The organism is Methylobacterium sp. V23, assembly GCF_002917135.1.
Classification (GTDB): domain Bacteria; phylum Pseudomonadota; class Alphaproteobacteria; order Rhizobiales; family Beijerinckiaceae; genus Methylobacterium.
In genome coordinates this window covers 123,701-150,680 of the sequence record NZ_PDHT01000013.1, presented here as the reverse complement: position 1 = coordinate 150,680, position 26,980 = coordinate 123,701, and the positions used below count along the sequence as shown (strand labels likewise).

Below are 26,980 nucleotides of genomic sequence, written 5' to 3'. Positions count from 1 at the left end.
ATGGCCAAAGAGAAATTCGCGCGTACGAAGCCGCACTGCAACATTGGCACGATTGGTCACGTGGATCACGGCAAGACGTCGTTGACGGCGGCGATCACGAAGGTTCTGGCCGAGACGGGCGGGGCGACGTTCACGGCGTACGACCAGATCGACAAGGCGCCTGAGGAGAAGGCGCGCGGGATCACGATCTCGACGGCGCACGTGGAGTACGAGACCACGAACCGGCACTACGCGCACGTGGATTGCCCCGGTCACGCCGACTACGTGAAGAACATGATCACGGGCGCGGCGCAGATGGACGGCGCGATCCTGGTGGTGTCGGCGGCCGACGGCCCGATGCCCCAGACCCGCGAGCACATCCTGCTGGCCCGTCAGGTCGGCGTGCCGGCCCTGGTGGTGTTCCTGAACAAGGTCGATCTGGTGGACGACGCCGAGCTCCTCGAGCTCGTGGAGATGGAGGTGCGCGAGCTCCTCTCGAAGTACGACTTCCCGGGCGACGACATCCCGATCACCAAGGGCTCGGCCAAGGTGGCGCTGGACAACGGCGACAAGGCGATCGGCCACGACGCGGTGATGGCACTGATGGCGAGCGTGGATGCCTACATCCCGCAGCCGGAGCGTCCGATCGACAAGCCGTTCCTGATGCCCATCGAGGACGTGTTCTCGATCTCGGGCCGCGGCACGGTGGTGACGGGTCGCGTCGAGCGCGGCATCGTCAAGGTCGGCGAGACGGTGGAGATCGTGGGCATCCGCGACACCCAGACCACGACGGTCACGGGCGTCGAGATGTTCCGCAAGCTGCTCGACCAGGGCCAGGCCGGCGACAACGTCGGCGTGCTGCTGCGCGGCACCAAGCGCGAGGACGTGGAGCGCGGCCAGGTCGTGTGCAAGCCCGGCTCGGTCAAGCCCCACACCAAGTTCAAGGCCGAGGCCTACATCCTGACCAAGGAGGAGGGCGGCCGCCACACGCCGTTCTTCACCAACTACCGCCCGCAGTTCTACTTCCGCACCACGGACGTGACCGGCGTGTGCGTGCTGCCCGAGGGCACCGAGATGGTGATGCCCGGCGACAGCGTGACCATGGACGTCACCCTGATCGTGCCGGTGGCCATGGAAGAGAAGCTGCGCTTCGCCATCCGTGAAGGCGGACGCACCGTCGGCGCCGGCGTCGTCGCCGCCATCAACGAGTAATCGTCCGCCGTCGGGCGCCCCTCCCGGGCGCTCCGACAGGGGATACGAGACCGACGCGGCGCCCCGGATCATCCGGGGCGCCGCCGTCGTTTTCGAGGTCGGCGCCGGCCGGAGAACCCTCACAAAGGTTCTTCGCCGACGACGCGGTTTGGCCATTGCGAAGGCGTCCCGACCGGTCTATAGCAGCGCCGCGGCGGAGGACTCGTCCTCTGCATAGGAGTGTAGCTCAACTGGTCAGAGCGCCGGTCTCCAAAACCGGAGGTTGCGGGTTCGAGTCCCTCCACTCCTGCCATTTGGCCGCATCAGACCTGTCGACCCTCCCAGCCCCCTTCCTTTCCAGCAGATCGCTACTCCGCGAAGTCCGGCTGGGCGCAGTCGACAAGCCCGGCGACTTGCGTTAGAGCGGTCGCCTTCCGAGATCGATGAAAGCCGTCGATGCAGGCTCCTCTCCGGAGCCGCCGCGTCGCGCTTTCCCGAAGCTCGGGCCGATCTCCCTGTTGTTGGCGCCATGGCATCGAACGAAGCATCGAAGAAAGTGGATCTCGCGCGCACCCCGCAGCGCGGTTCCACCACGCCGACGCCCCCTCGGGCGACTCCGCCCGCGCGTCCCGCGCAGAAGCGCGTCGGCCCGGCCGAGTTCCTGAGCCAAGTTCGCGACGAGGGCCGCAAGGTCACGTGGCCGACCCGCAAGGAGACCGTCGTGACCACCGTGATGGTGTTCATCATGGTGGTGGTGGCGAGCATCTTCTTCACGGTGGTGGACCAGGCGCTGCGCTATCTCGTGACCCTGATCCTCGGGGTCGGCGCCTAACAACTTCTCGGCCCGGGCGCGCTGCGGTGCGATCGGGCTGACTGACGTCAGGATTTGGTGAGAACCGTGTCGAAGCGCTGGTACATCGTCCACGCCTACTCGAATTTCGAGAATAAGGTCGCGCAGTCCATCAAGGATCAGGCGGCCCAGCGTGGCCTGATGGAGCTGTTCGACGAGGTCATGGTTCCGACCGAGAAGGTCGTCGAGGTGCGCCGTGGCCGCAAGGTCGATGCGGAGCGCAAGTTCTTCCCCGGCTACGTCCTGGTGAAGTGCGACCTGACCGACGAGGTCTACCACCTCATCAAGAACACCCCCAAGGTGACGGGCTTCCTCGGCGCCGACAAGTCGAAGCCGGTTCCGATCCCGGATGCCGAGGCCGAGCGCATCAAGGGGCAGGTTGCCGAGGGCGTCGATCGTCCCAAGCCCTCCGTGTCCTTCGAGATCGGCGAGACGGTCCGGGTGTCGGACGGTCCCTTCGCCTCCTTCAACGGCACCGTCGAAGAAATCGACGAGAGCCGTTCGCGCCTCAAGGTCGCCGTTTCGATCTTCGGCCGCGCGACGCCGGTCGAGCTCGAGTACGGACAGGTCGAGAAGGTCTGATCCAGCTCGATTTCGAGCGAGCCGTCGCCGGCTCGCTCTGCGTCTTCCCGCTCGGTCCAGGCCGGGCGTGGAGCCACCGTCCCTCGTGACGGTGTCACACGCGGGAGGCCCGCCCGGTTCGCCGCCGGGGTCCACGGGCCGAACCGCGACCTGCAACCGCCCGTTCCGTTCGCGCTGAGGCCAGCCGGATGCCGGGCATTCTTTGGGAGCAGTCCCTATGGCAAAGAAGATCACGGGCTACGTGAAGCTTCAGGTTCCGGCCGGCGCCGCGAACCCGTCGCCGCCCATCGGCCCCGCGCTCGGTCAGCGCGGCCTCAACATCATGGAATTCTGCAAGGCCTTCAACGCGAAGACCTCCCAGATCGAGAAGGGCACGCCGATCCCGGTCGTCATCACGGCGTACCAGGACCGCTCCTTCACCTTCGAGATGAAGCAGCCGCCGGTGACCTTTTTCCTGAAGAAGGCCGCAGGCCTGAAGATCGGCAAGAAGCCGGCTTCCGGCTCGAAGACCCCGGGCAAGGGCCCGACGGTGGGCAAGGTGACCGAGGCGCAGCTGCGCGAGATCGCCGAGAAGAAGATGCCCGACCTGAACTGCGACTCGGTTGACGCCGCCGTCGCCATGATCCGTGGCTCCGCGCGGGCCATGGGCCTCGACGTCGTCGCTTAAGGGGAGGGCACAATGGCACACGAAGGCAAGCGCATCCGCGCCGCCCGCGAGGGCATCGACGCGCTCAAGCTCTATCCCATCGACGAAGCGATCAAGCTCGTGAAGGAGAAGGCCAGCGCCAAGTTCGACGAGACCGTCGAGATCTCGATGAACCTCGGCGTCGATCCGCGCCACGCTGACCAGATGGTCCGCGGCGTCTGCAACCTGCCCAACGGCTCCGGCCGCACGGTGCGGGTGGCAGTGTTCGCCCGCGGCGCCAAGGCCGACGAGGCCAAGGCCGCCGGCGCCGACATCGTGGGCGCCGAGGACCTCCTCGAGATCGTCCAGAGCGGCAAGATCGAGTTCGATCGCTGCATCGCGACGCCCGACCTGATGCCGCTCGTCGGCCGTCTCGGCAAGGTGCTCGGCCCGCGCGGCCTGATGCCGAACCCGAAGGTCGGAACCGTGACCATGGACGTGAAGGGTGCCGTCGCCGGCGCCAAGGGCGGCTCGGTCGAGTTCCGCGTCGAGAAGGCCGGCATCATCCACGCCGGCATCGGCAAGGTCTCGTTCGACGCCGACAAGCTCGTCGAGAACATCAAGGCCTTCGCCGACGCGGTCTCCAAGGCCAAGCCAGCCGGCGCCAAGGGACAGTACGTTCAGCGCGTCGCGGTGACCTCCTCGATGGGTCCGGGCGTGAAGGTCGAGCCCGCGAGCGTGCTCACCGTCTGATCGTCCGAATCAGAACCCTGTGGAAGCGCCCGGCCTTGCGGCCGGGCGTTTTCGTTTGTGCTCAGGCGCGCCAGAACGGCTTATCGGATTCCCGACGCAGGGCCGCGACATCGAGATCAAGATCGCGCAATTGCTCCGAGGTCATGGAGCGTATTGCACGACGGCCCTCCGAGCGCCGACGCCAGAGCATCATCAGAGCAATGAGACTCGCCAACGTGAACCTCACCGCGCTACGGTGCTGAGACTCCTGGCCTTGTCCCTCCAGCGTCAAGGCTAAATCAAGATCGTCGCTGACTGCCATACCGGAGTCCTCCGTCGTGTTGCACTTCCTCATTGATCCTAATCAATTTCCGATCAATGAAAACATTGCACTCGGATCAATGTGCCCGTGACGGATTTCCGCTCGATCTCCGATGGCATTGCTGCCGAGATCGCCTCCGGTGCGCTGCCCGCCGGCACGCGGCTGCCGCCGCAGCGCCAATTTGCCTTCGAGCGTGGGATCGCCGTCTCCACGGCGAGCCGGGTCTATGCCGAGCTGACGCGACGCGGCCTCGTCTCCGGGGAAGTCGGCCGGGGCACGTTCATCCGCGCGCCGGCGACATCCGTCGCGGCTCTGCTGTCGGAGGATGCGCCGGGCCCGATCAATCTGGAGCACGTGTTCTCGGTCCTGCCGCACCAGTCGGCCGACCTCGCTGCGAGCTTGGCAACGCTGATCACGCCGGCAGCCTTGGACGCGGCCTTCCCCCCCGTCCGGCCGGCCGGATCCGTCGAGGTCCGGGCGCTCGCGGCACAATTCTTCACCCGTGGAGGCTGGAAAGCGGGCGCGGAGCAGGTGCTGTTCACCGGGGCCGGCCGCCAGGGCATCGCCGCCGCCATGGCAGCCCTGGCACGGCCGGGCGATCGCATCGGCGTCGAGGCACTGACCTATCCGGTGATCAAAGGCATCGCCGCCCGCCTCGGCATCACCCTCGTGCCCCTCGCGGTCGATGCGGACGGTGTACGGCCCGACGCTCTCGTGGCCGCCCATCAGGCAGCGCCCCTCCGCGCCGTCTATCTTCAGACCGTGCTGCAGAGCCCGCTTGGGCATACCATGGGCCTTGAGCGCCGAGGGGCGATCGCCCGCCTCCTCGAACGGCACGACATCATCGCCATCGAGGACGCCGTCTACGGCTTCCTTTGCGACGAGGCGCCGTTGGCGGCCCTGGCCCCGGATCGCGTGATCCTTGTCGACAGCTTGTCGAAGCGGGTCGCGCCCGGGCTGACCTTGGGGTTTGTCGCCGCTCCGCCCGCCCTAGTCGAGCGCCTTGCCCGCACCATTCGCAACGGCGCCTGGACAGCCAACGGCCTGGCTCTCGCCATGGCCCTGCACGTGATCGGGGATGGGCTCGCCGGACGCCTCGGGGCCGCCAAGCGCGTCGACGCAGCCGCCCGGCAGACCCTGGCGCGGGCGGTGCTGAGGGGTCTCGACCTCCAGGGCGATCCACGGGCCTATCACCTCTGGCTCGGACTTCCCGACCCGTGGACACCGGAGCGCTTCGCCATGGCGGCCGCACGCAACGGCGTTGCCGTCTCGCCGGCCAGCGCCTTCGCGGTCGGTCCGGACCCGGCGCCGAACGGGGTCCGACTCGCCCTCGGATCGCCATCCCCGGACCGGCTGACCGTCGCCCTGGAAATACTGGGACGCTTGGTCGGTGACGGGGATGACAGTCAGGTCGAATAACGACCAGCCAGTGCACGCGGACCCCGCCTTCCCCAGCAGCGACGGAGCGACGGTTCAGGCGGCGTCACGATCAAAGAGCCGTGAGGGACGCGCGGCCCGCTCGGGCGCCGGGGCGGACGATGCTCGGAACGCTTAAGAAAACAACATCGGAGGGTGACGCCTTCGCGTAGGCCTGTGCTAGGTATGCAGTCATGCGATGCTCCCTCTCCGTGACCTCGAAGCGACGCATCCTGTGCGTCTTTCCCGCCTACACGCCGTCCTTCGGGACCTTCTCTCACGCCTACCCCCTCATGGGCGGCGTGAAGGCCTTCATGCCCCCGCAGGGGCTCCTGCTGATCGCGGCCTACATGCCCGAGTCGTGGGAGTATCGGTTCATCGACGAGAACATCGCCCGGGCTGGCGCGGCGGACTTCGCCTGGGCCGACGCGGTGTTCGTGTCCGGCATGCACATCCAGGCCCCGCAGATCCGGGACATCTATGCCCGGGCCCACGCGGCCGGGAAGGTGACGGCGCTGGGTGGACCCTCGGTCTCCGGCTCCCCCGAGCAGTATCCCGAATTCGACTACCTGCATCTCGGCGAGATCGGTGACGCCACCGACGAGCTCGTGAAGATTCTCGACCGGGACGTTTCGATTCCGGCGACGCAGGTTCGCCTGGAAACCAAGGAGCGTCTGCCGCTCTCCGACTTCCCGGCCCCGGCCTACGAGGCGGCGCCCCTCAAGCGCTACCTCATCGGGTCCCTGCAATTCTCCTCGGGCTGCCCCTATCGCTGCGAGTTCTGCGACATCCCGCAGCTCTACGGCCGCCAGCCGCGCCTGAAGAGCCCCGAGCAGATGCTCGGCGAGCTCGATGCCATCATCGCCCAACCCGGCCATCCGGCGGTGGTCTACTTCGTCGACGACAACTTCATCGGCAACCGCAAGGCCACGAAGGACATGCTGCCCCACCTCGTGGCGTGGCAGAAGAAGAACGATTATCCGCTCCAGTTCGCCTGCGAGGCGACCCTGAACATGGCCAAGCAGCCCGACATCCTCGAGCTGATGCGGCAGGCCAACTTCATGACAGTGTTCGTCGGCATCGAGACGCCGGAGGAGGACGCCCTCGCGGGAATCGACAAGAAGCACAACGCCGCCGTGCCGATGTACGAGGCGATCGAGACCCTGAACCGCTACGGCCTCGAAGTGACATCGGGCATCATCCTCGGCCTCGATACCGACACCGATCAGTCGGAGCAGAAACTCATCGACTTCATCGACAAGTCGGCCGTGCCGGTGCTGACGATGAACCTGCTGCAGGCGTTGCCGAAGACGCCGCTCTGGGATCGTCTCACCCGCGAGAACCGCCTCGTCCACGATGCGGCCCTCGAATCGAACGTGCTGTTCAAGCGCCCGCACGACGACGTCGTGGCCTCCTGGCGCCGGGCCATCGCCCATGCCTATGAGCCGGCCCAAATCTTCGAGCGCTTCCGGCATCAGGTCGAGGTGACCTACCCGAACCGGATCAAGACGCCGGTGAAGGGGAAGCTCACCCGAACCAATCTGCGCCGCGGCCTCGTGCTGGGCTTCAACATCGCGGTGCGCGTCGGGTTGCTGTCCGATTACCGACGGGTGTTCTGGCGAGCGGCCGGCCATGCCTTGAAGCGTGGTCAGATCGAAGCGGTGTTCAACATGGGCTTCGTCGCCCACCACCTCATCCGCTTTACTCGGGAGGCCCTGCGCGGCGAGCACAACGCCTCGTTCTACGCCGCCAAGGCCGAGCAGAAGCACAATGCCCGCGAGCCATGGTGGCGGGCCGCACGCAAATTCCTGCCGACCTGACAGGGCGTTACGGCCCTTCTGCGGGCGGTGCCGGATCGCGCTCCGGCACCGCCTGCGCCGTCAAGGAAAAAGCGCTTCCTGCGACGGAATAATTACCCCGGGGCACTTGGCAGGCTGCTTGCAAGGCTCTATAGACCCCGCTCAACGTTTTCACACATGCGAAAGGAATCGACCGATCGGTCGTATTCCGATTGAAAGATCGCCTGGGCAACCAGGTGGTGTTGGCCGGAAGGCTTTGAGGGGCATAAAACCCCTTCTGAGCTTCGTCCGGCCATGTCCTGTCCGAGACTGCAGGCGCCGGGTCACCGGCTTAATCCGCAAGCCTGCACAGACTGGGAAGACCGAAATTCTACTGCCCTCACCGGGTTCGCATCGCGCGGAAGAGGTGAGGCATCGGTTTGAACCATCTCACCCATGTCGTCCACCCGTTCCGGGGGGCGGTAGGGGACAGGGCCGTGAAGCGTCGCCAAGGACGTTCCGGCTTCTTGTTAAGCCGAGTTCCGTCCCGGGCGGCATGTGCAACCGGCGGACCCGTTCTCGGGTTCCGCCAACCGGAGAGAGCCCCAGTGGACAGGACAGCCAAAGCTGATCTCGTCTCGACGCTCAACGGCGTGTTCGCGAACACCGCCGTTGTCGTCGTGGCCCACTACAAGGGCCTCACGGTCGCCGACATGCAGAAGCTGCGCTCGCAGATGAAGCAGGCCGGTGCCACCGTGAAGGTCACCAAGAACCGCCTCGCCAACATCGCTCTCGATGGCACGGACGTCGCCTCCATCAAGCCCCTCCTGAAGGGTCCGACCCTGCTCGCCTATTCGAGCGATCCGGTCGCGGCCGCCAAGGTTGCGGTGGACTTCGCCAAGGTCAACGACAAGCTCGTGATCCTCGGCGGCGCCATGGGCACGACTGCCCTGAACCCGGACGGTGTGAAGGCGCTCGCCTCGCTGCCGTCCCTCGACGAACTGCGCGGCAAGATCGTGGGCCTCATCCAGGCTCCCGCGACCAAGATCGCCCAGGTCGTCAACGCACCGGCGGCCAAGCTCGCCCGCGTGTTCGGGGCCTATGCCACCAAGGACGAGGCTCAGAGCGAAGCGGCCTGAGGCCGCATCGCCCTTCTCAACCCATCCGTTCAAACCGATATCCAAGGGAATACCACCATGGCTGATCTTGCCAAGCTCGTCGACGACCTGTCCTCGCTGACCGTTCTCGAGGCTGCCGACCTCGCCAAGATGCTCGAAGAGAAGTGGGGCGTCTCGGCTGCCGCTGCCGTCGCCGTGGCCGCCGGTCCGGCTGCCGGTGGTGGCGCTGCCGCCGCCGCCGAGGAGCAGACCGAGTTCACGGTCATGCTGACCGCCGCTGGCGACAAGAAGATCGAGGTCATCAAGGAGGTCCGCGCGATCACCGGCCTCGGCCTCAAGGAAGCCAAGGACCTCGTCGAGGGCGCTCCGAAGGCCGTCAAGGAGTCCGTCAACAAGGAAGAGGCCGAGAAGCTCAAGGCCCAGCTCGAGAAGGCTGGCGCCAAGATCGAGCTCAAGTAAGACGCTTGGATGGGCCGTTCCGGCCCATCACCCTCCGTCCGGTCCGTTTGGGCCTGACGGCACCAACGGCCCGCGGGTTCCCACCCGTGGGCCATGGTCGCTTCAGGGCGGCCCGACCGGCCCACGCAAGGGCCACGGGATTTTCAGTTCGGGAGGGCGTCGTCCGGCGGGGCGGGCCTGAAGCCTGGTCGCGGGAGGCAGACGCCTTCCCCGGGCACCCGGTACGCGGGACGTAGGAGCGAGGTCACCCATGGCCAACACGCTGGTCGGTCGCAAGCGGATTCGCAAATTCTTCGGCAAGATCAAGGAAGTCGCCGAGATGCCGAACCTCATTGAGGTTCAGAAGGCGTCCTACGACCAGTTCCTGATCATGGATGAGCCGGAAGGCGGACGGGGCGACGAAGGCCTGCAGACCGTGTTCAAGTCGGTCTTCCCGATCTCGGACTTCTCCTCGACGGCCCTGCTCGAGTTCGTGAAGTACACGTTCGAGCAGCCGAAATACGACGTCGACGAGTGCCGCCAGCGCGGCATCACCTTCGCGGCCCCGCTCAAGGTCACGCTGCGCCTCATCGTATTCGATGTGGATCCCGATACCGGCGCGAAGTCGGTGAAGGACATCAAGGAGCAGGACGTCTACATGGGCGACATGCCCCTGATGACGGAGAACGGCACCTTCATCGTCAACGGTACCGAGCGCGTCATCGTCTCGCAGATGCACCGCTCCCCGGGCGTGTTCTTCGACCACGACAAGGGCAAGACCCACTCCTCGGGCAAGCTCCTGTTCGCCGCGCGCATCATCCCGTATCGCGGCTCCTGGCTCGACGTCGAGTTCGACGCCAAGGACATCGTGCACGTCCGCATCGACCGGAAGCGCAAGCTGCCCGTGACGTCGCTGCTGTTCGCCCTCGGCCTCGACGGCGAAGAGATCCTGTCGACCTTCTACAACCGGGTGGTCTACGACCGCGACGGCACCGACTGGCGCGTGCCCTACGACGCCGAGCGCCTGAAGGGCTTCAAGGCCTCCGTCGATCTCATCGACGCGGAATCCGGCGAGGTCGTGCTCGAGGCCGGCAAGAAGCTGAACGCCCGTAACGCCCGGCAGATCGCCGAGCGCGGCGTGCAGTTCCTCAAGGCGACCGACGAGGATCTGATCGGCCAGTACATCGCCGAGGACCTGGTCAACGCCAAGACCGGCGAGATCTGGGCGGAAGCCGGCGACGAGATTTCCGACAAGCTCCTGAAGAGCCTGGAAGAGGTCGGCATCTCCGAGCTGCCGCTGCTCGATATCGACCACATCAACGTCGGCCCCTACATCCGCAACACCCTCGCGGTGGACAAGAACTCGGGCCGCGAAGGCGCGCTGTTCGACATCTACCGGGTCATGCGTCCCGGTGAGCCGCCGACCCTCGACACCGCCGAGGCGATGTTCCACTCGCTGTTCTTCGACCCCGAGCGCTACGACCTTTCGGCCGTCGGCCGCGTGAAGATGAACATGCGTCTCGACCTCGACGCCGAGGACACCGTGCGGACGCTCCGCCGGGAGGACATGCTCGCGGTCGTCAAGGCCCTGGTGGACCTGCGCGACGGCAAGGGCGAGATCGACGACATCGATCACCTCGGCAACCGCCGGGTGCGTTCGGTGGGCGAGCTGATGGAGAACCAGTACCGCCTCGGCCTGCTCCGCATGGAGCGTGCCATCAAGGAGCGGATGTCCTCCGTCGACATCGACACGGTGATGCCGCAGGACCTCATCAACGCGAAGCCCGCGGCCGCGGCCGTGCGCGAGTTCTTCGGCTCGTCGCAGCTCTCGCAGTTCATGGACCAGACCAACCCGCTCTCGGAAGTGACGCACAAGCGTCGCCTTTCGGCGCTTGGCCCAGGCGGTCTCACCCGCGAGCGCGCCGGCTTCGAAGTGCGCGACGTGCACCCGACTCATTACGGCCGCATCTGCCCGATCGAGACGCCGGAAGGCCCGAACATCGGCCTGATCAACTCCCTCGCCACCTTCGCGCGGGTGAACAAGTACGGCTTCATCGAGACCCCGTTCCGGCGGGTGAAGGACGGCGTCGTCACCACCGACGTCGCCTACCTGTCGGCGATGGAGGAGGCGAAGTACTACGTCGCCCAGGCCAACGCGCAGATGGACGAGAGCTTCAAGCTGACGGAGGACCTGGTGGTCTGCCGTCGGGCCGGTGACGTGATCGTCGTGCCGCCGGATCGCGTCGACCTCATGGACGTGTCGCCGAAGCAGCTCGTCTCGGTCGCGGCCGCGCTCATTCCGTTCCTCGAGAACGATGACGCGAACCGTGCGCTGATGGGCTCGAACATGCAGCGCCAGGCGGTGCCGCTGGTTCGCGCCGACGCGCCCTTCGTCGGCACCGGCATGGAGGCCGTCGTCGCTCGCGATTCCGGCGCCGCCATCGCGGCTCGCCGCACCGGCATCGTCGATCAGGTGGACGCCACCCGTATCGTCATCCGGGCCACCGAGGAGGCCGACGCCAACAAGCCCGGCGTCGACATCTATCGCCTGCAGAAGTTCCAGCGCTCAAACCAGTCGACCTGCATCACGCAGAAGCCGCTGGTGCGCGTCGGCGAGGCCGTGAAGAAAGGTGAGATCATCGCCGATGGTCCCTCCACCGAGTTCGGCGAGCTCGCTCTCGGTCGGAACGTGCTCGTCGCGTTCATGCCGTGGAACGGCTACAACTTCGAGGACTCGATCCTGCTCTCCGAGCGGATCGTGAAGGATGACGTGTTCACCTCGATCCACATCGAGGAGTTCGAGGTGATGGCCCGAGACACCAAGCTCGGTCCGGAAGAGATCACTCGCGACATCCCGAACGTCTCGGAAGAGGCGCTCAAGAACCTCGACGAAGCCGGCATCGTCTATATCGGTGCCGAGGTTCACGCCGGCGACATCCTGTGCGGCAAGATCACGCCGAAGGGTGAGAGCCCGATGACGCCGGAGGAAAAGCTCCTCCGCGCCATCTTCGGCGAGAAGGCGTCTGACGTGCGCGACACCTCGCTTCGGGTTCCCCCGGGCGTGACCGGCACGATCGTCGAGGTCCGGGTGTTCAATCGCCACGGCGTCGACAAGGACGAGCGCGCCCAGGCGATCGAGCGCGAGGAGATCGAGCGCCTCGCGAAGGACCGTGACGACGAGCAGGCGATCCTGGATCGCAACACCTACGCGCGTCTCGCCACGGTCCTCATCGGCCAGGCACCCATCGCGGGTCCGAAGGGTTTCAAGAAGGAGACCACACTGAGCCGTGAGCTCCTCAGCGAGTATCCGCGTTCGCAGTGGTGGCAGTTCGCCGTCATCGACGACCGTCTCATGACCGAGATGGAAGCGATGCAGAAGCAGTACGACGAGTCGAAGAAGCGCCTCGAGCAGCGCTTCCTCGACAAGGTCGAGAAGCTGCAGCGCGGCGATGAACTCCCGCCCGGCGTCATGAAGATGGTCAAGGTCTTCGTGGCGGTGAAGCGCAAGATCCAGCCCGGCGACAAGATGGCCGGCCGCCACGGCAACAAGGGCGTCGTCTCCCGGATCGTGCCGATCGAGGACATGCCGTTCCTGGAGGACGGGACGCATGCCGACATCGTGCTGAACCCGCTCGGCGTGCCCTCGCGCATGAACGTCGGTCAGATCCTCGAGACCCATCTGGGCTGGGCCGCAGCCGGCCTCGGCCGCAAGGTCAGCCAGGCCGTGGACGCCTACCTTCGCAGCCAGGACATCGAGCCGCTCCGCGACGAGATGAAGGCGATCTACTCGCCGTCCGAGCTCGAAGGTCTGTCCGACGACGAACTGGCCGAGGCTGCCAACAACGTACGCCGCGGCGTGCCGATGGCGACCCCGGTGTTCAACGGCGCCAAGGAAGCCGACATCGAGCAGATGCTGGAAATGGCCGGTCTCGACCGGTCGGCCCAGTCGACCCTCTATGACGGCCGCTCGGGTGAGCCCTTCGACCGCAAGGTCACGATGGGCTACATCTACATGCTGAAGCTGCACCACCTGGTGGACGACAAGATCCACGCCCGGTCGATCGGCCCGTACTCCCTCGTCACGCAGCAGCCGCTGGGTGGAAAGGCACAGTTCGGCGGTCAGCGCTTCGGCGAGATGGAGGTCTGGGCGCTCGAAGCCTATGGCGCGGCGTACACGCTGCAGGAGATGCTCACGGTCAAGTCGGACGACGTTGCCGGCCGCACCAAGGTCTACGAGGCCATCGTGCGCGGCGACGACACCTTCGAGGCCGGCATCCCCGAGTCGTTCAACGTGCTCGTCAAGGAGATGCGCTCGCTGGGCCTCAACGTGGAGCTCACCTCCTCGAAGAAGCTCGCCAACGACCAGATCGAGCCGCCCGCAGAGGCGGCCGAATAACCACCGCATCACGCTCCCGCGCCGGGTTCGACCCCGGCGCGGTCCGAGCGGGGAGGGGCAGGGCCTCCCATTCTACGGTCAGCGACGATCCGGCCGGTCGTCGCGCCGCATCCGTTTTCAGCACGCGGTCAGCCCCTCGGCGGAGGGTGCGCCTCGTCAGCAGGAGTAGATCATGAACCAAGAGGTCATGAATCTTTTCAACCAGCAGGCTCAGCCCCAGAGCTTCGACCAGATCAAGATTTCGATCTCGTCGCCGGAGAAGATCCTCTCGTGGTCCTTCGGCGAAATCAAAAAGCCCGAGACGATCAACTATCGCACGTTCAAGCCAGAGCGTGACGGCCTGTTCTGCGCGCGTATCTTTGGACCGATCAAGGATTACGAGTGCTTGTGCGGCAAGTACAAGCGCATGAAGTACAAGGGCGTCATCTGCGAGAAGTGCGGCGTCGAGGTGACCCTCGCGCGCGTGCGGCGCGATCGCATGGGCCATATCGAGCTCGCCGCCCCCGTCGCCCACATCTGGTTCCTGAAGTCGCTGCCCTCGCGCATCGGCCTGCTGCTCGACATGGCCCTCAAGGACCTCGAGCGGATCCTGTACTTCGAATCCTACTGCGTCATCGAGCCGGGCCTCACCCCCCTCAAGGAGCGTCAGCTCCTGTCGGAGGAGGAGTACCTGCGCGCCCAGGAGGAGTACGGCGAGGACAGCTTCACCGCCATGATCGGCGCCGAGGCCATCCGCCGGATCCTGCAGGAGCTCGACCTCGACGGCATCGCCGATGCGCTTCGCGAGGAGATCGCGACCACCACCTCCGAGCTGAAGCCCAAGAAGCTCCTCAAGCGCCTGAAGATCATCGAGGCCTTCCAGATGTCGGGCAACAAGCCCGAGTGGATGATCCTCACCGTGGTGCCGGTGATCCCGCCGGATCTGCGCCCGCTCGTTCCCCTGGACGGCGGACGCTTCGCCACGTCCGATCTGAACGACCTCTACCGCCGCGTCATCAACCGCAACAACCGCCTCAAGCGGCTGATCGAACTGCGCGCGCCCGACATCATCATCCGCAACGAGAAGCGCATGCTTCAGGAAGCGGTGGACGCGTTGTTCGACAACGGCCGCCGCGGCCGCGTCATCACCGGCGCCAACAAGCGTCCGCTGAAGTCGCTCGCCGACATGCTGAAGGGCAAGCAGGGCCGCTTCCGCCAGAACCTTCTCGGCAAGCGCGTCGACTATTCCGGCCGTTCGGTCATCGTCGTCGGTCCGGAGCTCAAGCTGCATCAGTGCGGCCTGCCGAAGAAGATGGCGCTGGAGCTGTTCAAGCCGTTCATCTACGCGCGCCTCGACGCCAAGGGCTTCTCCGCCACGGTGAAGCAGGCCAAGAAGCTCGTCGAAAAGGAGAAGCCGGAGGTCTGGGACATCCTCGATGAGGTGATCCGCGAGCATCCGGTGATGCTGAACCGTGCGCCGACCCTGCACCGTCTCGGCATTCAGGCCTTCGAGCCGAAGCTGATCGAGGGCAAGGCGATCCAGCTGCACCCGCTGGTCTGCACCGCCTTCAACGCGGACTTCGACGGCGACCAGATGGCCGTGCACGTCCCCCTGAGCCTCGAGGCTCAGCTGGAAGCGCGCGTTCTGATGATGTCGACCAACAACATCCTGCACCCGGCGAACGGTCACCCGATCATCGTGCCGTCGCAGGACATCGTGCTCGGCCTCTACTACCTGTCGATCGTGGCCGAGGGGGCGATCGGCGCCTTCGACCCGACCAACAAGCAGAACCCGATGCAGGGCGTCTTCGGCAACATCGGCGAACTGGAGCACGCTCTGGCGGCCAAGACCGTCAAGCTGCACACCAAGATCCGCTGGCGCTGGAACGGCATCGGTCCCGACGGGGAGCCGCTGACGAAGACTTACGACACCACGCCGGGCCGGGTGATCCTGTCCACGGCCCTGCCGCAGCACGCCAAAGTTCCCTTCGATGTTGTCAACAAGCTGATGACCAAGAAGGAGATCTCCGCGATGATCGACACCGTCTACCGCCACTGCGGTCAGAAGGAGTCGGTGATCTTCTGTGATCGGATCATGGCGCTCGGCTTCAACCACGCGTTCAAGGCCGGCATCTCGTTCGGCAAGGACGACATGGTCGTGCCGGCGAACAAGTGGTCGATCGTCGGGTCGACCCGCGATCTGGTCAAGGAGTTCGAGCAGCAGTTCAACGACGGCCTGATCACCCAGGGTGAGAAGTACAACAAGGTCGTTGATGCCTGGGGCAAGTGCTCGGCCCGCCTGGCGGACGAGATGATGGCCGCGATCTCCGCGGTTCAGAAGGACGAGAACGGGACCGACAAGCAGGTCAACTCGGTCTACATGATGGCGAATTCCGGCGCCCGCGGCTCCCGCGAGCAGATGCGCCAGCTCGCCGCCATGCGCGGTCTGATGAGCAAGCCCTCCGGCGAGATCATCGAGACGCCGATCATCTCGAACTTTAAGGAAGGCCTCGACGTGCTCGAGTACTTCAACTCCACCCACGGCGCCCGCAAGGGCCTCGCGGACACGGCGTTGAAGACCGCAAACTCGGGCTACCTGACCCGTCGTCTCGTCGACGTGGCGCAGGACGCGGTCATCCGCGAGGTCGATTGCGGCACCACCAACGGCATCCGCATGCGCGCCATCGTGGATGCGGGCCAGGTCGTGGCTCCGCTCGCCATCCGCATCCTCGGCCGCGCCACGGCCGAGGACCTCGTGGCCCTCGACGGCACGGTGATCGTCAAGACGAACGAGACCATCGAGGAGAAGCACCTGCCGGCCATCCAGGCCGCCGGGATCCAGGAGGTCAAGATCCGGTCGGTGCTCGTCTGCGCCACCAAGAGCGGCGTCTGCGCCACCTGCTATGGGCGCGATCTCGCCCGCGGCACGCCCGTCAACATGGGCGAGGCCGTCGGCGTCATCGCGGCACAGTCCATCGGCGAGCCGGGCACCCAGCTCACCATGCGTACCTTCCACATCGGTGGCGCCGCCCAGATCTCCGACTCGTCCTTCATCGAGTCGAGCTTCGAGGGCACGATCAAGATCCGCAACCGCGCCCTGGCGCGGAACTCGGACGGCGATCTCATCGCCACCGGCCGTAACGTCTCCATCGTCATCGTCGGGTCCGACGGAACCGAGCGCGCGAACCACCGCCTGCAATACGGCGCGAAGCTCCGCGTGGACGAGGGGGACACCGTCAAGCGCGGCCAGCGCATCGCCGAGTGGGACCCCTACACCCGCCCGATCATCACCGAGACGGACGGCGTGGTGGCCTACGAGGACCTGATCGACGGCCAGTCGATCACCGAGACCACCGACGAGTCGACCGGCATCGCCAAGCGCGTTGTCATCGACTGGCGTGGGACGGCCCGCACCGCCGACCTCAAGCCGGCCATGCTGGTGCTCGATGCCGACGGCAAGCCGATGAAGCTGCCGCGCGGTTCGGATGCCCGTTACTTCCTGCCCGTCGACGCCATCATCGGCTACGATCCGGGCGCGAAGGTGAAGGCCGGTGACATCCTCGCCCGTGTCTCGGCCGACTCGGCCAAGACCCGCGACATCACCGGCGGTCTGCCGCGGGTGGCGGAGCTGTTCGAGGCCCGTCGTCCGAAGGACGCGGCCATCATCGCGGAGAAGTCGGGCACGATCCAGTTCGGTCGCGACTACAAGAACAAGCGCCGTCTGACGCTGACGCCGCATGACGGGTCGGAGGCGGTCGAGTACCTGATCCCGAAGGGCAAGCACATCCACCTTCAGGACGGGGACGTGGTCGAGCTTGGCGACTACATCGTCGACGGCAACCCGGCGCCGCACGACATCCTGGCGATCAAGGGCGTGGAGGAGCTCGCTGCCTACCTCGTCAACGAGATCCAGGAGGTCTACCGGCTCCAGGGCGTGTCGATCAACGACAAGCACATCGAGGTTATCGTCCGGCAGATGCTGCAGAAGGTCGAGATCACCGACGGCGGGGATTCCGACATCCTCACCGGCGACCAGATCGACCGGACGGAGCTGGCGGAGGTCAACGAGAAGCTGCTTGCCGAGGGCAAGAAGCCGGTCGTCGGCGTGCCGGTCCTCCTCGGCATCACCAAGGCGAGCCTGCAGACGAAGTCGTTCATCTCGGCGGCCTCGTTCCAGGAGACCACCCGGGTGCTCACTGAGGCGGCCGTCAACGGCAAGATCGACTATCTCGAAGGCCTCAAGGAGAACGTCATCGTCGGTTCGCTCATCCCCGCCGGGACGGGCTCCATGGCTGCCGAGATCCGCGCCGTGGCGCGGCGTCGCGACAACCTCATCCTGCAGCAGAAGGCGGCCGAGAGCGGGGCGCAGCCTCTCTCCGAGCTGCCCCCCGCGGCCGAATAAGCCGACGACCCAGTGCCTTGAACCAGAAGGGGCCGCCCATGGGGCGGCCCCTTTTTGTTGGACGTCATCGATGAGGATTGACGGTCCACCCAGGGCCCGCAACTTCATGAACTTGTAACAGAATGGGTTGACGCGGGGCGAATCCGCCTCTATCAGGCCCTCATTGAACGGCTGGCCGTAGGCAGCAATCGATCGTGAGGCCCAGAGCCTCGATCCAGGCTTCCTAAACGCATCCGACTTCAACAGACGAACACGTGTCAGCCCGGCACGATCGCTTGCTTCGATGCAGGTGATCCTCTGCTTGCAACGGCGCGCCAAAGGCTGACATCAGCCTGGGGCGCGGTTTTGCGTTTCGTCGCACAGTCATGTGCGATGCCGGGGCCGGCCAGAACGAGATTTGGATTTCGACGGTCACCGACGCAGGTGACGCGTTTCGAGAGGATTGGCATGCCGACGATCAACCAGCTGATCGCTCAGCCGCGCAAGGCGCAGAAGAGCCGCAACAAGGTGCCGGCGCTCGACGCCTGCCCGCAGAAGCGTGGCGTCTGCACCCGCGTCTACACGACGACACCGAAGAAGCCGAACTCCGCGCTCCGCAAGGTCGCCAAGGTTCGTCTGACCAACGGCTTCGAGGTCATCGGTTACATCCCGGGCGAGGGCCACAACCTTCAGGAGCACTCCGTGGTGATGATCCGCGGCGGCCGCGTGAAGGACCTTCCGGGCGTGCGCTACCACATCCTGCGCGGCGTGCTCGACACGCAGGGCGTCAAGGGTCGTAAGCAGCGCCGCTCCAAGTACGGCGCCAAGCGTCCGAAGTAAGACCGATATTCGCGCACCCTGTAAGGATGTCGCCGGCCTCCCAGAGGCTCAAGGCGGCCTGCGCAGGGTGGTTTCAAGAAGACCAAGTTTAAGACGGAGCGAGCGATGTCCCGCCGCCATTCTGCCGAGAAGCGTGAGATCATCCCGGACCCGAAGTACGGGGACATCGTGCTGACCAAGTTCATGAACTCGATCATGTACGAGGGAAAGAAGTCGACCGCCGAGCGCATCGTTTACGGCGCCTTCGACATCGTCGAGAACCGCGCCCGTGCAAACCCGATCGAGGTTTTCCGCGCCGCTCTCGAGAACGTCGCTCCGGCGATCGAGGTGCGCTCCCGCCGCGTCGGCGGCGCGACCTACCAGGTCCCCGTCGAGGTGCGCACCGAGCGCCGTCAGGCTCTCGCCATCCGTTGGCTCATCCAGGCGGCCCGCGGCCGCAACGACCGCACCATGGTCGAGCGCCTGTCCGCCGAACTGCTCGACGCCGCCAACAACCGCGGCAACGCCGTGAAGAAGCGTGAAGACACCCACCGGATGGCCGAAGCCAACCGCGCCTTCTCGCACTACCGCTGGTAAGCGGACCCGGACCCTTTCAGGAGCAATCCGATGCCCCGCACGCACGCGATCGAGGACTACCGCAACTTCGGCATCATGGCTCACATCGATGCCGGCAAGACCACGACCACCGAGCGGATCCTCTACTACACCGGCAAGTCCCATAAGATCGGCGAAGTCCATGACGGCGCCGCGACGATGGATTGGATGACGCAGGAGCAGGAGCGTGGCATCACGATCACGTCCGCCGCGACGACCTGCTTCTGGCGCGACAAGCGTCTGAACATCATCGACACCCCCGGCCACGTGGACTTCACCATCGAAGTGGAGCGCTCGCTCCGGGTGCTCGACGGCGCGGTCTGCGTGCTCGACGGCAACCAGGGCGTGGAGCCGCAGACCGAGACCGTCTGGCGCCAGGCCGACAAGTATGACGTGCCCCGCGTCGTGTTCGTCAACAAGATGGACAAGATCGGTGCCGACTTCTTCAAATGCGTGGCCGACATCATTGATCGCGTCGCCGGCAAGCCGGTGTGCCTGCAGCTGCCGATCGGCGCCGAGACGACCTTCAAGGGCGTCATCGACCTGATCAAGATGAAGGCTATCGTCTGGACCTCCGAGAAGCTCGGTGCCGATTTCTCCGAGACGGAGATCCCGGCCGACCTCGCTGACCAGGCCGCCGAGTACCGGATCAAGCTGGTCGAGGCCTGCGTCGAGATGGACGACGACGCCATGTCGGCCTACCTCGACGGCGTCGAGCCCGATGCCGAGACGATGCACCGCCTCGTCCGCACCGCCGTTCAGCGCCGCGCGTTCCATCCGGTGCTCTGCGGTTCGGCCTTCAAGAACAAGGGCGTGCAGCCCCTGCTCGATGCCGTCGTCGATTACCTGCCGTCCCCCGCCGATCGCGGCGAGATCAAGGGCCTCGACTTCAAGACCGAGGAAGAGATCGTCCGTCATCCGTCGGACAGCGATCCCTTCTCCATGCTCGCGTTCAAGATCATGGACGATCCGCACGTCGGAACGATCACGTTCTGCCGCGTCTATTCGGGCAAGATCGAGTCGGGCGCCAACGTCATCAACTCGTCGCGCGACAAGAAAGAGCGCGTCGGTCGCATGCTGCTCATGCACGCCAACAACCGCGAGGACGTGAAGGAAGCCTTCACGGGCGACATCGTCGCGCTGGCCGGTCTCAAGGAGACGCGGACGGGTGACACCCTGTGCGACCCGAAGGACGCCGTCATCCTCGAGAAGATGGAGTTCCCGGAGCCGGTCATCGAGATCGCCGTCGAGCCCAAGTCGAAGGCCGATCAGGAGAAGCTCGGCATCGCCCTCGCCAAGCTTGCTGCCGAGGACCCGTCGTTCCGGGTCTCGACGGACCAGGAGTCGGGCCAGACCATTCTTCGCGGGATGGGCGAGCTCCACCTCGACATCAAGGTCGATATCCTGCGCCGTACCTATATGGTCGACGCGAATATCGGTCAGCCTCAGGTCGCTTATCGTGAGAAGCTCACCAAGCGCACCGAGATCGACTACACCCACAAGAAGCAGACCGGTGGTACCGGTCAGTTCGCTCGGGTGAAGTTCATCGTCGAGCCCAACGAGCCCGGCAAGGGCTTCGAGTTCTCGTCGAAGATCATCGGCGGTACGGTGCCCAAGGAGTACATTCCCGGCGTCGAAAAGGGTCTGAACTCGGTTCTGGGTGCGGGCATCCTGGCAGGCTTCCCGGTCGTCGACATCAAGGTCGAGCTGATCGACGGTGCCTATCACGACGTCGATTCGTCAGCCCTCGCCTTCGAAATCGCCTCCCGTGCGGCGCTCCGTGAAGCCCTCCAGAAGGGTGGTTCGGTGCTCCTTGAGCCGGTGATGAAGGTCGAGGTCGTCTCGCCGGAAGAGTATACCGGTTCGGTGATCGGCGATCTCAACTCCCGCCGTGGCCAGATCCAGGGCCAGGACATGCGCGGCAATGCGAACGTCATCAACGCGATGGTGCCGCTGGCCAACATGTTCGGCTACGTGAACCAGCTGCGGTCCTTCTCCCAGGGCCGCGCCAACTTCACGATGCAGTTCGACCATTACGAAGAGGTGCCGCGCGGCGAGGCCGAGAAGGTCGTCGCCAAGTACGCCTAAGACGGCGGCACCCCACGGGGCGCCACCCGCATCCCTTCAGACGCAACATCAGATCAGACGGAGGCTATCATGGCCAAAGAGAAATTCGCGCGTACGAAGCCGCACTGCAACATTGGCACGATTGGTCACGTGGATCACGGCAAGACGTCGTTGACGGCGGCGATCACGAAGGTTCTGGCCGAGACGGGCGGGGCGACGTTCACGGCGTACGACCAGATCGACAAGGCGCCTGAGGAGAAGGCGCGCGGGATCACGATCTCGACGGCGCACGTGGAGTACGAGACCACGAACCGGCACTACGCGCACGTGGATTGCCCCGGTCACGCCGACTACGTGAAGAACATGATCACGGGCGCGGCGCAGATGGACGGCGCGATCCTGGTGGTGTCGGCGGCCGACGGCCCGATGCCCCAGACCCGCGAGCACATCCTGCTGGCCCGTCAGGTCGGCGTGCCGGCCCTGGTGGTGTTCCTGAACAAGGTCGATCTGGTGGACGACGCCGAGCTCCTCGAGCTCGTGGAGATGGAGGTGCGCGAGCTCCTCTCGAAGTACGACTTCCCGGGCGACGACATCCCGATCACCAAGGGCTCGGCCAAGGTGGCGCTGGACAACGGCGACAAGGCGATCGGCCACGACGCGGTGCTGGCGCTGATGGCGAGCGTGGATGCCTACATCCCGCAGCCGGAGCGTCCGATCGACAAGCCGTTCCTGATGCCCATCGAGGACGTGTTCTCGATCTCGGGCCGCGGCACGGTGGTGACGGGTCGCGTCGAGCGCGGCATCGTCAAGGTCGGCGAGACGGTGGAGATCGTGGGCATCCGCGACACCCAGACCACGACGGTCACGGGCGTCGAGATGTTCCGCAAGCTGCTCGACCAGGGCCAGGCCGGCGACAACGTCGGCGTGCTGCTGCGCGGCACCAAGCGCGAGGACGTGGAGCGCGGCCAGGTCGTGTGCAAGCCCGGCTCGGTCAAGCCCCACACCAAGTTCAAGGCCGAGGCCTACATCCTGACCAAGGAGGAGGGCGGCCGCCACACGCCGTTCTTCACCAACTACCGCCCGCAGTTCTACTTCCGCACCACGGACGTGACCGGCGTGTGCGTGCTGCCCGAGGGCACCGAGATGGTGATGCCCGGCGACAGCGTGACCATGGACGTCACCCTGATCGTGCCGGTGGCCATGGAAGAGAAGCTGCGCTTCGCCATCCGTGAAGGCGGACGCACCGTCGGCGCCGGCGTCGTCGCCGCCATCAACGAGTAATCGTCCGTCCCAACGGTCACGTCTGCAGGGAACGATTGAGGGGCGGGTCCTCGCGCCCGCCCCACCATCGCCCCGCCAAGGTTTCAGGTCATGAACGGTCAGAATATTCGTATCCGCCTCAAGGCGTTCGACCATCGCATCCTCGATGCGTCGACCCGCGAGATCGTCTCGACGGCCAAGCGCACCGGCGCCACCATCCGTGGTCCCATCCCGCTGCCGACGCATATCGAGAAGTTCACCGTCAACCGCTCGCCGCACATCGACAAGAAGTCGCGCGAGCAGTTCGAGATGCGCACCCACAAGCGCGTCCTCGATATCGTCGATCCGACGCCCCAGACCGTGGACGCGCTGATGAAGCTCGACCTCGCCGCCGGCGTGGACGTGGAGATCAAGCTCTAAGTCCCGCGGGGATTTAGAGCTTACCGTAGAATCGCGCGAGGGAGACACCTATGCGCTCAGGCGTCATCGCACAGAAGGTCGGCATGACCCGCATCTTTACGGATGCAGGCGAACATGTCCCCGTCACAGTGCTCAAAATCGATCAATGCCAGGTGGTTGCCCACCGTACCGTCGAGAAGAACGGCTACGTCGCCCTTCAGGTCGGCGTCGGCAAAGCCAAGGTGAAGAACGTGTCGGCTGCCGAGCGCGGCCGGTTCGCGGTCGCCAAGGTCGAGCCCAAGCAGAAGCTCGCCGAGTTCCGCGTGTCCGAGGACAAGCTGATCCCGGTCGGCGCCGAGATCACCGCCGATCACTTCATCCCGGGCCAGTTCGTCGACGTGACGGGCACCACCACGGGTAAGGGGTTCGCCGGCGGTATGAAGCGCTGGAACTTCGGCGGTCTGCGCGCCACCCACGGCGTGTCCATCTCGCACCGCTCGATCGGTTCGACCGGTGGCCGTCAGGATCCGGGCAAGACCTTCAAGAACAAGAAGATGCCCGGTCACATGGGCGTCGACCGGGTCACAACCCAGAACCTGCGCGTCGTGCGTACGGATCCTGAGCGCGGCCTCATCCTCGTCGAGGGCGCCGTTCCGGGTGTCGCCGGCGGCTGGATCCAGATCCGCGACGCGGTGAAGCGTAAGCTCCCCGCGGACGTTCCGCAGCCGGGCAAGTTCCGTGAGCAGGGCGCTTCCGCTCCCGCCACCGAGGCTCCCGCTTCCGAGGAGAACGCGTGATGAAGCTCGATATCTCCACGCTCGATGGCGCCGGTGCCGGTTCCGTCGACCTGGACGAGACCATCTTCGGTCTCGAGCCCCGGGCCGATCTGCTCCAGCGCATGGTGCGCTGGCAGCTCGCCAAGCGTCAGGCCGGCACCCATGCGGTCAAGAACCGCTCGGATGTGAACCGGACGCGCAAGAAGCTGTATAAGCAGAAGGGCACCGGTAACGCCCGTCACGGCGCAGCCTCCGCCCCGCAGTTCCGCGGTGGTGGACGCGCCTTCGGTCCGGTCGTGCGCAGCCATGCTCACGATCTGCCCAAGAAGGTCCGTGCGCTCGCCCTGAAGCACGCGCTCTCCGCGAAGGTGAAGGATTCGACCCTCATCATCGTCGACGACGTGAAGCTCGCCGAGGGCAAGACCAAGGCGCTCGTCGAGCGCTTCGAGAAGATGGGCCTGTCCAGCGCCCTGATCATTGGCGGTGCCGAGGTGGACGTGAACTTCGCACGCGCCGCCCGCAACATCCCGCAGATCGACGTGCTGCCGATCCAGGGCATCAACGTGTACGACATCCTGCGTCGCGAGAAGCTCGTGCTGACCCGCGCAGCGATCGATGCGCTGGAGGCGCGTTTTCAATGAGTGCCGATCCGCGCCACTACGATATCATCGTCTCCCCGGTCATCACCGAGAAGGCGACGAACCTCACCGAACAGAACAAGGTCGTGTTCCGGGTTTCCCCGAAGGCGACCAAGCCGCAGATCAAGGAAGCGGTCGAGAAGCTGTTCGACGTCAAGGTCACGGGCGTGAACACGCTCGTCACCAAGGGCAAGAAGAAGATCTTCCGCGGACTTCGCGGACAGCGTTCGGACGTGAAGAAAGCGATCGTAACCCTCGCCGAGGGTGAGACGATCGACGTCACGACCGGCCTCTGAGACAAGTCGGGTTAAGGATTACCACCGATGGCCTTGAAGACATTCAAACCGGTCACGCCGAGCCTTCGCCAGCTCGTGCTCGTCGACCGCCGTGAGCTCTACAAGGGCAAGCCGGTCAAGAAGCTCACCGAGGGCAAGTCGTCGTCCGGCGGCCGCAACAACCTCGGCCGCATCACGGTCCGCTTCCGTGGCGGCGGTCACAAGCGCACGCTCCGCAACGTGGACTTCAAGCGTCGCGAGCAGATGGGCGTGTCCGCCACGGTCGAGCGGATCGAGTACGATCCGAACCGGACCGCATTCATCGCGCTGATCGCCTTCCCCGACGGCACGCAGAGCTACATCCTGGCTCCGCAGCGCCTGTCGCCGGGCGACAAGGTGATCGCGGCCGAGCAGGTCGACATCAAGCCCGGCAATGCCGGTCCGGTCGGCAACATGCCCGTGGGCACGATCGTCCACAACGTCGAGCTCAAGATCGGCAAGGGCGGCGCCATTGCCCGCTCCGCCGGCAACTACGCCCAGATCGTCGGCCGCGATCAGGGCTACGTCACGCTCCGCCTGAACTCGGGCGAACAGCGCCTGGTCCACGGTCAGTGCTTCGCCAGCGTCGGTGCGGTCTCGAACCCGGACCACATGAACATCTCGCTCGGCAAGGCCGGCCGCAACCGCTGGCTCGGCAAGCGCCCGCACGTGCGCGGCGTCGCCATGAACCCGGTCGACCATCCGCACGGCGGCGGTGAGGGACGTACCTCCGGCGGCCGTAACCCGGTCACGCCTTGGGGCGTTCCCACGAAGGGGAAGAAGACCCGCTCGAACAAGCGGACCGACGTCTTCATCCTGTCCAGCCGTCATAACCGTAAGAAGTAACGCCCATGGCACGCTCGCTCTGGAAGGGGCCGTTCATCGACGGCTACCTCCTCAAGAAGGCTGAAGCCGCTCGCGGTTCCAGCCGTAACGAAGTCATCAAGATCTGGAGCCGCCGCTCCACGATCCTGCCGCAGTTCGTTGGGCTCACCTTCGGTGTGCACAACGGGCAGAAGCACATCCCGGTGTACGTCTCCGAGGAAATGGTCGGCCACAAGTTCGGCGAGTTCTCGCCGACCCGCACCTTCCACGGTCACGCAGCCGACAAGAAGTCGAAGAGGCGCTGATCATGGGCAAGCCCGCCACTCCCCGCGCGCTCCCCGAGAACGAGGCTCAGGCCGTCGCGCGCATGCTGCGCGTCAGCCCCCAGAAGCTCAATCTCGTCGCGCAGCTCATTCGCGGCAAGAAGGTCGACTCGGCTCTCGCCGATCTCGAGTTCTCCCGCAAGCGGATCGCCCGCGAGGTCAAGAAGTGCCTCGAGAGCGCCATCGCCAATGCCGAGAACAACCATAACCTGGACGTCGACGATCTCGTCGTCTCCCAGGCGTTCGTCGGCAAGGCGCTCGTGCTGAAGCGGTTCCACGCCCGTGCGCGTGGCCGCGGCGCCCGTATCCTGAAGCCCTTCGCGAACCTCACCATCGTGGTGCGCGAAGTCCCGACCGCCGAAGCGGCGTGAGGAGGACCTGATGGGCCAGAAAGTCAATCCGATCGGTCTTCGGCTCGGTATCAACCGGACCTGGGACTCCCGCTGGTTCGCCCAGAAGGGTGAATACGCGAAACTGATGCACGAGGACGTCGCCATCCGCGCCGCCCTCATGAAGCAACTCAAGCAGGCCGCCGTCTCGAAGATCGTGATCGAGCGTCCGCACCGGAAATGCCGCGTCACCATCCACTCGGGTCGTCCGGGCGTGGTCATCGGCAAGAAGGGCGCGGATATCGAGAAGCTGCGCAAGCTGGTCGGTACGCTCACCAAGGCCGACGTGACGATCAACATCGTCGAGGTGCGCAAGCCCGAGATCGATGCCACGCTCGTGGCCGACTCGATTGCCCAGCAGCTCGAGCGTCGCGTTGCGTTCCGCCGCGCCATGAAGCGCGCCGTTCAGTCGGCGATGCGTCTGGGCGCCGAGGGCATCCGCATCAACTGCTCGGGCCGTCTCGGCGGCGCCGAGATCGCTCGGCAAGAGTGGTACCGCGAGGGTCGCGTCCCTCTGCACACCCTCCGCGCCGACGTCGACTACGGCGTTGCGACGGCCTTCACGACCTACGGGACGTGCGGCATCAAGGTGTGGGTGTTCAAGGGCGAGATCCTCGAGCACGACCCGATGGCACAGGACAAGAAGGCGCAGGAAGAGGGTGGCCGTTCGGGCGGCCGTCGCGAGCGCGATGGTGAGGGTGGCCGCGAGCGCGGCCGGCGCGAGCACGCCTAACGGCGCGTTCGTGACCCCGTCACCCAGAAAGGTGT

General features: G+C 65.5%; 24 protein-coding genes and 1 tRNA gene. 24 read left to right on the top strand and 1 reads right to left on the bottom strand.

All coding sequences use genetic code 11. The features are described from left to right. From tuf (CRT23_RS14515) to rplA, 6 genes are all read left to right on the top strand, one after another. Window positions 1–1,191 carry an elongation factor Tu gene (tuf, locus tag CRT23_RS14515; RefSeq protein WP_103710256.1) on the top strand — a complete coding sequence of 397 codons (1,191 nt, stop codon included), beginning with the start codon at window positions 1–3 and terminating at the stop codon, window positions 1,189–1,191. 215 nt (window positions 1,192–1,406) lie between these two features. Beyond that, window positions 1,407–1,483 (top strand) — tRNA-Trp (locus tag CRT23_RS14510). A gap of 216 nt (window positions 1,484–1,699) precedes the next feature. Then, on the top strand, window positions 1,700–2,002 hold the full coding sequence (secE, locus tag CRT23_RS14505) for a preprotein translocase subunit SecE (RefSeq protein WP_055954682.1): 303 nt from the start codon (window positions 1,700–1,702) through the stop codon (window positions 2,000–2,002). A gap of 66 nt (window positions 2,003–2,068) precedes the next feature. Continuing rightward, window positions 2,069–2,602 carry a transcription termination/antitermination protein NusG gene (nusG, locus tag CRT23_RS14500; RefSeq protein WP_056218143.1) on the top strand — a complete coding sequence of 178 codons (534 nt, stop codon included), beginning with the start codon at window positions 2,069–2,071 and terminating at the stop codon, window positions 2,600–2,602. 217 nt (window positions 2,603–2,819) lie between these two features. Then, window positions 2,820–3,269 carry a 50S ribosomal protein L11 gene (gene rplK / locus CRT23_RS14495; RefSeq protein WP_018044245.1) on the top strand — a complete coding sequence of 150 codons (450 nt, stop codon included), beginning with the start codon at window positions 2,820–2,822 and terminating at the stop codon, window positions 3,267–3,269. 12 nt (window positions 3,270–3,281) lie between these two features. After that, window positions 3,282–3,980 (top strand): 50S ribosomal protein L1, encoded by a 699-nt coding sequence (rplA, locus tag CRT23_RS14490; RefSeq protein ID WP_055954688.1) that lies wholly within the window; start codon window positions 3,282–3,284, stop codon window positions 3,978–3,980. A gap of 61 nt (window positions 3,981–4,041) precedes the next feature. Here rplA and CRT23_RS14485 read toward each other — a convergent pair whose 3' ends face one another. After that, window positions 4,042–4,281 carry a hypothetical protein gene (locus CRT23_RS14485; RefSeq protein ID WP_146056388.1) on the bottom strand — a complete coding sequence of 80 codons (240 nt, stop codon included), beginning with the start codon at window positions 4,279–4,281 and terminating at the stop codon, window positions 4,042–4,044. Window positions 4,282–4,368: 87 nt separating this feature from the next. Here CRT23_RS14485 and CRT23_RS14480 point away from each other — a divergent pair, with 87 nt between their 5' ends. The 18 genes from CRT23_RS14480 to rpsC all read left to right on the top strand — a co-directional run bounded on the left by CRT23_RS14480 (window position 4,369) and on the right by rpsC (window position 26,945). Then, on the top strand, window positions 4,369–5,700 hold the full coding sequence (locus CRT23_RS14480; protein WP_348628856.1) for a PLP-dependent aminotransferase family protein: 1,332 nt from the start codon (window positions 4,369–4,371) through the stop codon (window positions 5,698–5,700). Between the two features lie 191 nt (window positions 5,701–5,891). Further along, window positions 5,892–7,517 (top strand): B12-binding domain-containing radical SAM protein, encoded by a 1,626-nt coding sequence (locus CRT23_RS14475; RefSeq protein WP_055954697.1) that lies wholly within the window; start codon window positions 5,892–5,894, stop codon window positions 7,515–7,517. Window positions 7,518–8,083: 566 nt separating this feature from the next. Further along, a complete protein-coding gene (rplJ, locus tag CRT23_RS14470) occupies window positions 8,084–8,614 on the top strand; it encodes a 50S ribosomal protein L10 (protein WP_055954702.1) in 531 nt (176 codons plus the stop codon). A gap of 57 nt (window positions 8,615–8,671) precedes the next feature. Next, a complete protein-coding gene (gene rplL / locus CRT23_RS14465; protein ID WP_055954704.1) occupies window positions 8,672–9,052 on the top strand; it encodes a 50S ribosomal protein L7/L12 in 381 nt (126 codons plus the stop codon). Window positions 9,053–9,302: 250 nt separating this feature from the next. Continuing rightward, window positions 9,303–13,427: a DNA-directed RNA polymerase subunit beta gene (rpoB, locus tag CRT23_RS14460; RefSeq protein WP_055954707.1), complete on the top strand. Its 4,125-nt coding sequence runs from the start codon at window positions 9,303–9,305 to the stop codon at window positions 13,425–13,427. A 172-nt stretch (window positions 13,428–13,599) separates the two neighbouring features. Beyond that, window positions 13,600–17,808 (top strand): DNA-directed RNA polymerase subunit beta', encoded by a 4,209-nt coding sequence (gene rpoC, locus CRT23_RS14455; protein ID WP_055954709.1) that lies wholly within the window; start codon window positions 13,600–13,602, stop codon window positions 17,806–17,808. 447 nt (window positions 17,809–18,255) lie between these two features. After that, on the top strand, window positions 18,256–18,627 hold the full coding sequence (gene rpsL, locus CRT23_RS14450; protein WP_018044234.1) for a 30S ribosomal protein S12: 372 nt from the start codon (window positions 18,256–18,258) through the stop codon (window positions 18,625–18,627). A 105-nt stretch (window positions 18,628–18,732) separates the two neighbouring features. After that, window positions 18,733–19,203, top strand: coding sequence for a 30S ribosomal protein S7 (rpsG, locus tag CRT23_RS14445; RefSeq protein WP_055954713.1), 471 nt, complete (start codon window positions 18,733–18,735; stop codon window positions 19,201–19,203). 30 nt (window positions 19,204–19,233) lie between these two features. After that, on the top strand, window positions 19,234–21,309 hold the full coding sequence (gene fusA / locus CRT23_RS14440) for an elongation factor G (RefSeq protein ID WP_055954716.1): 2,076 nt from the start codon (window positions 19,234–19,236) through the stop codon (window positions 21,307–21,309). Window positions 21,310–21,378: 69 nt separating this feature from the next. After that, complete coding sequence (gene tuf / locus CRT23_RS14435) at window positions 21,379–22,569, top strand: elongation factor Tu (RefSeq protein ID WP_055949261.1); 1,191 nt, start codon at window positions 21,379–21,381, stop codon at window positions 22,567–22,569. 90 nt (window positions 22,570–22,659) lie between these two features. After that, window positions 22,660–22,968, top strand: coding sequence for a 30S ribosomal protein S10 (gene rpsJ, locus CRT23_RS14430; RefSeq protein WP_018044230.1), 309 nt, complete (start codon window positions 22,660–22,662; stop codon window positions 22,966–22,968). A 50-nt stretch (window positions 22,969–23,018) separates the two neighbouring features. Next, complete coding sequence (gene rplC / locus CRT23_RS14425; RefSeq protein ID WP_103710253.1) at window positions 23,019–23,744, top strand: 50S ribosomal protein L3; 726 nt, start codon at window positions 23,019–23,021, stop codon at window positions 23,742–23,744. Then, complete coding sequence (gene rplD, locus CRT23_RS14420; protein ID WP_103710252.1) at window positions 23,744–24,364, top strand: 50S ribosomal protein L4; 621 nt, start codon at window positions 23,744–23,746, stop codon at window positions 24,362–24,364. Before rplC ends, rplD begins: the two co-directional genes overlap by 1 nt. After that, window positions 24,361–24,657, top strand: a complete 297-nt coding sequence (locus CRT23_RS14415) for a 50S ribosomal protein L23 (protein ID WP_018044227.1) — start codon at window positions 24,361–24,363, stop codon at window positions 24,655–24,657. The genes rplD and CRT23_RS14415 overlap by 4 nt, the downstream gene beginning before the upstream one ends. A 27-nt stretch (window positions 24,658–24,684) precedes the next feature. Next, complete coding sequence (gene rplB / locus CRT23_RS14410; protein ID WP_055949274.1) at window positions 24,685–25,521, top strand: 50S ribosomal protein L2; 837 nt, start codon at window positions 24,685–24,687, stop codon at window positions 25,519–25,521. A gap of 5 nt (window positions 25,522–25,526) precedes the next feature. Further along, complete coding sequence (gene rpsS / locus CRT23_RS14405; protein WP_055949278.1) at window positions 25,527–25,805, top strand: 30S ribosomal protein S19; 279 nt, start codon at window positions 25,527–25,529, stop codon at window positions 25,803–25,805. Window positions 25,806–25,807: 2 nt separating this feature from the next. Then, a complete protein-coding gene (rplV, locus tag CRT23_RS14400; RefSeq protein ID WP_055949281.1) occupies window positions 25,808–26,194 on the top strand; it encodes a 50S ribosomal protein L22 in 387 nt (128 codons plus the stop codon). 10 nt (window positions 26,195–26,204) lie between these two features. Beyond that, a complete protein-coding gene (gene rpsC / locus CRT23_RS14395; RefSeq protein WP_055949284.1) occupies window positions 26,205–26,945 on the top strand; it encodes a 30S ribosomal protein S3 in 741 nt (246 codons plus the stop codon). The last annotated feature ends 35 nt before the right edge of the window (window positions 26,946–26,980 follow it).